This window comes from Candidatus Methylomirabilis sp. (genome assembly GCA_036000645.1).
Classification (GTDB): Bacteria; Methylomirabilota; Methylomirabilia; order Methylomirabilales; family JACPAU01; genus JACPAU01.
In genome coordinates, this window is sequence record DASYVA010000171.1 from 1 (window position 1) to 7,798 (window position 7,798).

A 7,798-nucleotide genomic window follows, 5' to 3' on the forward strand; every position below is an offset into this window, starting at 1 on the left:
GGCCCGCGGCAACTGCTTTCCCTCGGCCCCGCCGCCAGCGCGACCTTGACAACCCCCTGGCCCCCTGTTTTACTCGGAACCACCCTTTTCCGGAGGGGAGCGCGGGATGCCCGAACTCTTCCAGGTCCTCTCGGTCGACGAGGCCGCCGCTCGCTTCCTGCCCCGGATCGCGCCGCTGCCCGATACGGAGGTGGTCCCGGTGGCGGAGGCGCTCGGGCGGGTCACGGCGGAGGAGGTCGCCTCGCCGATGGAGCTACCGGCCTTCTCGCGCAGCAACATGGACGGGTTCTCCGTCCGGGCCGAGGACACGTTCGGGGCCACGGAGGGCCTGCCGGCCTACCTCAAGGTCGTCGGCGAGGTCCCGATGGGGCAGGCGCCGACCGTCCGGCTGAACCCCGGGGAGGCGGCGAAGGCCCACACGGGCGGGATGCTGGCCGAGGGGGCCGATGCGATCGTCATCGTGGAGCACACCCAGGCCGTGGACGCCACGACGATCGAGGTCGTGCGGCCGGCGGCCCCGGGGGAGAACGTCATCCAGGTCGGGGAGGACGTCCGGAAGGGGCAGATCCTCCTTCCGGCGGGGCGCTGGCTGCGCGCGCAGGACCTCGGGGGCCTGGCGGCCGTCGGGATCACGGCCGTCCGGGTCCGCCGGCGTCCCCGCGTCACCATCGTCTCCTCGGGGGACGAGGTGGTCCCGCCCGACCGGGAGCCCGGGCCGGGCCAGGTCCGGGACATCAATACCTACACCCTCAGCGCGATGGTCCGCGAGGCGGGGGGGATCGCGGTCCCCCTGGGCATCGCGCCGGATCGGGAGGAGCCGCTCCGGGCGCTGGCGCAGCGGGCCATGGCGGAGGGGGATCTGGCGGTCTTCTCCGCCGGATCCTCCGTGAGCATTCGGGACATCACGGCGAAGGTGATCGACAGCCTGGGCCGCCCCGGCGTCCTGGTGCACGGCCTCTCGATCAAGCCGGGCAAGCCCACGATCCTGGCCCTGGTCGAGGGCAAGCCGGTCGTGGGGCTGCCCGGGAATCCCGTCTCCGCCATCGTCATCGCCGGCCTCTTCGTCCTCCCGGCCATCGCCGCCCTCCTCGGCCTCCGCGAGCTCCCCCGGCGGGCCGAGGTGGCGGCCCTCCTCGGCAAGAACGTGAACTCCATCCCGGGGCGGGAGGACTACGTCCCGGTCCGCCTGACCACGAAGGACGGGGTCCTGACGGCGGAGCCGGTCTTCGGCAAGTCCAACCTGATCTTCACGCTGGTCCGGGCCGACGGGCTCGTGAAAGTTCCGGCGGATGCGAGCGGGATCCCGGCGGGGGAGCGGGTGACGGTCCGCCTCTTCTGAGGAGCCGCAGAGTGGCCCATCCCCTCAGGGGCCGGAAGGTCTACCTGGAGGACATCCCCCTCGACGCGGCGGTCCGGCGCTTCCTCCCCGCCCTGGACGAGGTCGGGGCCTGCGCCCGCCTGGCGGGCGAAGCCCTGCCGGTGGCGGAGTGCCTGGGGCGCGTGACGGCCCGGCCGGTCTGGGCCGCCCTCTCCTCCCCCCATTACCCCGCGGCGGCGATGGACGGGGTGGCGGTCCGGGCGAGCGACACCCGGGGCGCCTCCGAGACGAGTCCGATCCGCCTCACGCTCGGCGAGCGGGCCCGCTGGGTGGACACCGGGGACCCGATCCCCGAGGGCTTCAACGCCGTCATCCCGCTGGAGGCGCTGCAGCCGGTAGGGGACGAGGCCGTCGAGATCGTCGGTCCCGTCGCCCCCTGGTACCACGTCCGGCCCATGGGGGAGGACATGGTGGCGACGGAGCTCATCCTGCCGGAGAACCACCGCCTCCGCCCCGTGGACCTGGGGGCGGCGGCCGGCTGCGGGTGCGCCACGCTCCTCGTCCGGCGCAGGCCGCGCGTCGCCATCCTCCCCACCGGTACGGAGCTGGTCGTTGCGGGCACCGCCGTCAGGCCTGGAGACATCATCGAGTACAACTCCCTCATGCTGGCCGGCCAGGTGGAGGAATGGGGCGGGATCCCGACCCGGTTCCCCATCGTGCCGGACGAGTACCCGCGCGTCCTCGAGGCGATCCGGGAGGCCCTCAAGGAGCACGACCTGGTCGTCGTGAACGCCGGGTCCTCTGCCGGTTCCGAGGACTTCACCGCGGCCGCCGTGGGGGAATTGGGGAAGGTCCTGGTCCACGGGATCGCGATTCGGCCCGGGCATCCGGTGATCCTGGGGATCGCCCAGGGAAAGCCGGTCCTGGGGATCCCGGGCTACCCGGTCTCGGCAGTCGTCACCTTCGAGTTGCTGGGCCGGCCCCTCCTGTACCGGATGCTCGGGCTGCCCCTGCCGAGCCGGCCCACGGTCCGGGCGATCCTGACCCGGAAGGTCCTCTCCCCGATGGGGGAGGACGAGTTCCTCCGGGTCAAGGTGGGGCAGGTCGGGGACAAGGTCGTAGCGACCCCGCTCTCCCGCGGGGCCGGGATCATCATGTCCCTCGTCCGGGCCGACGGGTGCGTGAAAATCCCCCGAGGGACGGAGGGCCTGCACGCCGGGGCCGAGGTCACGGTGGAACTCTTCCGTGATCCCGAGGAGATCGCCCGGACCATCGTGGCGATCGGGAGCCATGACCTCACGCTGGACCTGCTCGCCTCGTGGCTCAAGCAACGCCACCCCGATCTCACGCTCGCCTCGGCCAACGTCGGGAGCCTGGGGGGGCTCACCGCCCTCGCCCGGAGCGAGGCCCACCTGGCTGGTGCCCACCTCCTCGACGAGGCGACCGGCGAGTACAACCTCCCCTTCGTGCGCCAGACACTGGCCACGGTCCCAACGGTCCTGGTCAACCTGACGTTCCGGGATCAGGGGCTCATCGTCCCCAAGGGGAACCCCAAGGGCATCCGGACGCTCCAGGACCTGACGCGCCCGGACGTCCAGTTCATCAACCGGCAGCGGGGCTCCGGGACCCGCATCCTGCTCGACTACCAGCTGAAGCAGCGGGGGATCCCGCCCGCGAAGATCGCCGGCTACGCCCGCGAGGAGTACACCCACCTGAACGTCGCGGCAGCAGTGCGGAGCGGGGCGGCCGACTGCGGCCTCGGGATCCTGGCGGCCGCCCGCGCCCTCGAGCTCGATTTCGTCCCCCTCCTGAAGGAGCGCTACGATCTCGTGATTCCCCGGATGCACGCCGAGGCCCCGCTCCTCGCCCCGCTCCTCGCGATAATCCGCGGCCCGGAGTTCCGCGCCGCCGTCGCCGCCCTCGGCGGCTACGACACGAGCCGGATGGGCGAGGTGGTGGGCGAGGCCTAGAACCCGAGATGCGCCCCCGGCAGCCCGCCGTTCCGGTCGTCCTCCTCCTGGCGTCCCTCTGCCTCCCGCTCGCAACCGCCCCTCCCGCTCCCGCCGGCCCGCACGGGCCCCGGAGCGGTCGCCTCCCGACCTTCGACGTCCAGGGCCACCGGGGGGCGCGGGGTCTCGTTCCCGAGAACACCCTCCCGGCCTTCGAGCGGGCCCTGCAACTCGGGGTGGACACCCTCGAACTCGACCTCCACTTCACGCGGGACCAGCAGGTGGTGGTCTTCCACGACCCGACCCTCACGGCGGGCAAGTGCCGGAGGGTGGCCCCGGACCTCCCCGCAGCCATCGCCGACCTCACCCTGCAGGACCTCAAGCGCGGGTACGTCTGCGATGTGAAGCAGCAGGAGTTCCCCCGGCAAGACCCGGCCTTCCGGGGCGAGATCGCCGGAGGCGACTACCGCGTGCCAACCCTGCAGGAAGTCTTCGACCTGGTGGCCGCCTACGGCCGGACGGCCGACCGCGCCTACGGCCGGCGCGTCCGGTTCAACGCCGAGACCAAGCGGGTCCCCTTCGACCCGCACCACATCGGCGATGACGGCGAGGCCTTCGAGCGGACCGTCGTCCGCCTGGTCGAGCAGAACGGGCTGACGGACCGGGTGACCGTCCAGTCCTTCGACCACCGCTCCGCCCTCCGGGTCCGCCAGCTCAATCCCGCCATCGAGACCGTCGTCCTCACCAGCACCGGCAGCCCCATCCGGCCAGACCTCCTGGCGCGGGAAGCCCGGGCGGCGGTCTGGTCCCCCACGTTCCGCTTCGTAGACCGGGAGCTCCTCGAGCGGGCCCACCGGGGTGGCATCCGGGTCATCCCCTGGACCGTGAACGACGAGCCCAGCATGCGGGCCCTGATCCGGATGGGCGTGGACGGGATCATCACCGACGTCCCCGACGTGCTCCTTGCCCTCCTCAAGCGGGAGTTCCCCCATCTCCGTCCGCCTTCAGCCGAACGCGCCACGCCCTGAGAGCGGCAGCGGGCCCATTCCCGACGGAAACGAGGCTTCTACCTCTGGCGGAGGAGGCGGGAGGAGTTGGCCAGGATCCCCAGGTCGGGCACGGACTGAGCGGCCGCGGCCAGGACGGGCGGCAGGAGGCCCAGGGCCGCCAGGGACAGACCGGCGAGGTTGTACGCGCCGGTGAAGATCAGGTTCCCCTTCACCACCTTCATCGTGCGGCGGGCGATGCGGAACAGGGTGGGCACGCCCGTCCAGTCTTCGCGCAAGAGTGCCATGTGGCCGGCCTCCATGGCCACGTCGGAGCCGGCCGCGCCCATCGCGATTCCCACGTCAGCCTGCGCCAGCGCGGGCGCGTCGTTCACTCCGTCCCCCACCATGGCGACGACGCGCCCTTGCCGCTGGTAGTCCTTGACGACCGCGATCTTGTCCTCGGGGAGCAGGTTGGCGCGGTAGCGGACCCCCAGGCGGTCGGCCAGGGCGGCGGCCGTCCGCTCGTTGTCCCCGGTGAGCAGCTCGATGTGGGTTATCCCGAGGGCACGCACGGCGTCGAAGGCCGCCGGTACTTCCGGGCGCAACGTGTCGGCCGCGGCCAGGAGACCGATCAGCCCCCCGTCGCGCGCGACGAACAGGAGCGTCTTGCCCTGCGCCTCCAGCGCGGCGACGCCGGGGATGGAAGACGCAGCCGGGAGCAGCCGGCGGTTTCCCACGGCGATCGCCGCGCCCCCGACCCGGGCCCGCACCCCCAGGCCCAGGACCACCTCGAATGCCTCGGGGTCCTGCAGGGCGAGCCCGCGCTCCCGGGCTTCGCCCCGGACGGCCTCCGCCAGGGGATGCTCCGAGTACCGCTCGGCAGAGGCGGCCAGGGCCAGCACCTCCCTCTCCGAGATCCCCCCCAGCGTGAGGACATCGGTGATCCGGGGGCGACCGAGGGTCAGCGTGCCGGTCTTGTCCAGCAGCAGGACGTCCACGCGGGCCAGCGCTTCCAGGGGCTTGCCCCCCTTGATCAGGAGGCCGCGCCGGGCCGCGGCGCCGATGGAGGCCAGGATCGCGATCGGGGTCGCGAGGGCGAAGGAGCAGGAACAGGCCACGATCAGGACCGCGGCGCTGGCCAGGGGATCGCGGCGGAGGAGGAAGGTGAGGAGCGCCACGGCGGCGACCACCGGGAGGTAGTAGCCCGAGAAGTTGTCCGCCAGGCGCTGTACCTCTGCCCGATTGGCCTCCGCCTCCTCCACCATCCGGACTACCCGGCCGAAGGTGGTCTCGGGCCCCACCTGGGTGGCGCGGACACGGAGCGCCCCCAGCCCCACGAGCGTCGCCGCGAACACCCGGGTCCCCGGGCCGACCTCGGCCGGCATCGCCTCCCCCGTGATCGTCGCCTGATCCACAGCGGCGTTCCCCCCGACGACCTCGCCATCCACCGGGATCCGCTCCCCCGGACGGACCACGACGATCTCCCCGATGCGGACCTCGCCGACCGGCACCTCACGCTCCGTGCCGCCCCGTTCGACGCGGGCCATCTGGGGGGCGAGCGCGCCCAGGTCCCCCACGGCGCGGCGGGCGCGCCCGGCGGTGAAGGTCTCGACCGCGTCCCCCACATGCATGAAGAACACGACGACCCCTGCCGTGGCCCACTCGCCAACGGCGAGCGCAGCCAGAGCCCCCACCGTCATGAGCGTATGCGCGATGACCCGTCCCCTGAAGGTGGCCCGGATCACCTTGCGGAAGACGGGGAAGCCCCCCACGAGGACCAGGGCGCCTCCGAGCGCCCAGGGCACGCGCCGCGTGGCCGCCTCGAGGAGGCCGAGCCACTCCCCCACGACGACGACGAAGAGGACGACACCGAAGAGGAGGCCCAACAGGCCCAGGATGCGGCGGGCGAACGGTCCGCCCGGGGCCGGCCCCGGGCGGGCGGCAGGCGCCGCGGGCACGGCGTACCCCGCCCCCTCCACCGCCCGGCAGATGGCTGCCAGATCCACCCGGGACGGGTCGAGCCGGACGACGGCCTTCTCGGCCGAGAGGAGGACGGTCACGGCCTCCACGCCCGGCAAGGCCGCGATGGCCCGCTTCACGTGCTGCGTGCACTCCACGCAGTCCATGCCGCGAACGGGAACCTCCAGGGTGTGTGCCGTCGCCACGGTCCTGCCTCTCCCCGACCCGCGAGCGCAAAGGCGCCGGGTCCGCCACATTATACAGGCCCGGCGTCACCTTGACACCACGCAGCCCCTCCCGGAGAATGACGGCGCCATGTTCCCCGAGAAGGGCACCGTCTTCTTCCCCGAGCGGGGCTTCATCGGGACCCCGGCCGACGCGGGCCTCGCCTTCGAGGATGTCTTCTTCCAGACGGCCGATGGCGTGCGCCTGCACGCGTGGTGGGTCCCCCATCCCCAGGCGGTCGCCACCTGGCTGTGGTTCCACGGCAACGCCGGGAACATCTCCCACCGCCTGGAGAACCTCGTCCTCCTGCAGGAGGCTGTGCCGGTATCGGTCTTCCTCTTCGACTACCGGGAGTATGGGCGGAGCGAGGGGGAGATCTCCAAGGCTGGGACCTTCCTGGACGCCGACGCGGCCTACCAGGCCGTTGCGCCACGCGCGGCGGGGCCCGCCCTGCCCCTGATCCTCTTCGGGCGCTCGCTGGGGACGGCCCTCGCGGTGCACGTGGCGGCGCAGCACCGGTGCGCGGGGGTGATCCTGGAAGCCGCTTTCACGTCCAGCGCCGACGTGATGCGCCTCTACTTCCCCTTTCTACCCCCGCCGCCCCCCGGGGCGCCCACCTACGACTCCCTGGCGCTCATCGGGAAGGTCCGCTGCCCCATGTTCTTCCTGCACGGGGAGCACGACGAGATCATCCCGCTCGAGATGGGCCGCCGCCTCTTCGCCGCCGCCCCCGACCCGAAGCGCTTCGAGGTCATCCCGGGGGCCGGCCACAACGATACCTACGTGGTGGGGGGCCGGGCCTACTTCGAGATGCTGGTGCGCTTCGTCCGGGAGGCCGCGGCGCGGACGACCGCAGCCTGAGGCGAGGCGGGGGGAGATCCCGATGCCGCGAGACCTCCGCCGTCCCGCGATCCTCGTCTACACGCCGGAGCAGAGTGACCGGTACCCAGCCCTCCTGCGCCGCGCCCTGCCGGGAGCCCGATTCCTCTTCTGCCGGTCGCGCGCCGAGGTCTTCCGGAAGATGCCGGAGGCGGAGGTCGCCTTCGGCTACCAGATCCCTCCGGAGGCGTTTGCCGGCGCCCGGCGGCTCCGTCTCATCCAGGCAGCCTCCGCCGGCGTGGAGGGGTTTCTGCGGGGCCCCCTGCCGGCGGGGGTCCCCCTCTGCCGGGCCGTCGGGGTATTCGAGGAGCGGATGGCAGAGTACACCCTGGCCTATCTCCTCGCGGTGAGCCAGGGGGTCCCGCGGGTCCTCGCCCAGCAGGCAAGGCAGCGCTGGGCCCCCTTCCTCCCTCACTACCTCGAGGGCCGGCTACTGGGGATTGCCGGGTACGGGGCGATCGGGCGGATGATCGGCAGGC

General features: G+C 72.7%; 6 protein-coding genes. 5 read left to right on the top strand and 1 reads right to left on the bottom strand.

What is annotated here, in order from left to right; genetic code table 11:
- Positions 1-106: 106 nt before the first annotated feature.
- The 3 genes from glp to VGT06_09715 are packed head-to-tail and all read left to right on the top strand — an operon-like array spanning position 107 to position 4,295.
- Complete coding sequence (glp, locus tag VGT06_09705; GenBank protein HEV8663396.1) at positions 107-1,339, top strand: gephyrin-like molybdotransferase Glp; 1,233 nt, start codon at positions 107-109, stop codon at positions 1,337-1,339.
- Between the two features lie 11 nt (positions 1,340-1,350).
- Positions 1,351-3,288: a molybdopterin biosynthesis protein gene (locus VGT06_09710; GenBank protein ID HEV8663397.1), complete on the top strand. Its 1,938-nt coding sequence runs from the start codon at positions 1,351-1,353 to the stop codon at positions 3,286-3,288.
- An 8-nt stretch (positions 3,289-3,296) separates the two neighbouring features.
- Positions 3,297-4,295 (top strand): glycerophosphodiester phosphodiesterase family protein, encoded by a 999-nt coding sequence (locus VGT06_09715; GenBank protein ID HEV8663398.1) that lies wholly within the window; start codon positions 3,297-3,299, stop codon positions 4,293-4,295.
- Positions 4,296-4,333: 38 nt separating this feature from the next.
- Here VGT06_09715 and VGT06_09720 read toward each other — a convergent pair whose 3' ends face one another.
- Complete coding sequence (locus VGT06_09720) at positions 4,334-6,421, bottom strand: cation-translocating P-type ATPase (GenBank protein HEV8663399.1); 2,088 nt, start codon at positions 6,419-6,421, stop codon at positions 4,334-4,336.
- Between the two features lie 109 nt (positions 6,422-6,530).
- On the opposite strand from VGT06_09720, the gene VGT06_09725 reads away from it, so the two are divergent.
- Together VGT06_09725 and VGT06_09730 are read left to right on the top strand one after the other, a co-directional pair.
- Positions 6,531-7,301, top strand: a complete 771-nt coding sequence (locus VGT06_09725) for an alpha/beta hydrolase (protein ID HEV8663400.1) — start codon at positions 6,531-6,533, stop codon at positions 7,299-7,301.
- A 22-nt stretch (positions 7,302-7,323) separates the two neighbouring features.
- On the top strand, positions 7,324-7,798 hold a 475-nt coding region (locus VGT06_09730; GenBank protein ID HEV8663401.1), incomplete at its 3' end, for a hypothetical protein.

Bases quoted from the DNA above. Each gene is read 5' to 3' on its own strand.
- VGT06_09715 (HEV8663398.1), top strand. From the start codon at position 3,297: ATGCGCCCCCGGCAGCCCGCCGTTCCGGTCGTCCTCCTCCTGGCGTCC.
- glp (HEV8663396.1), top strand. From the start codon at position 107: ATGCCCGAACTCTTCCAGGTCCTCTCGGTCGACGAGGCCGCCGCTCGC.
- VGT06_09725 (HEV8663400.1), top strand. From the start codon at position 6,531: ATGTTCCCCGAGAAGGGCACCGTCTTCTTCCCCGAGCGGGGCTTCATC.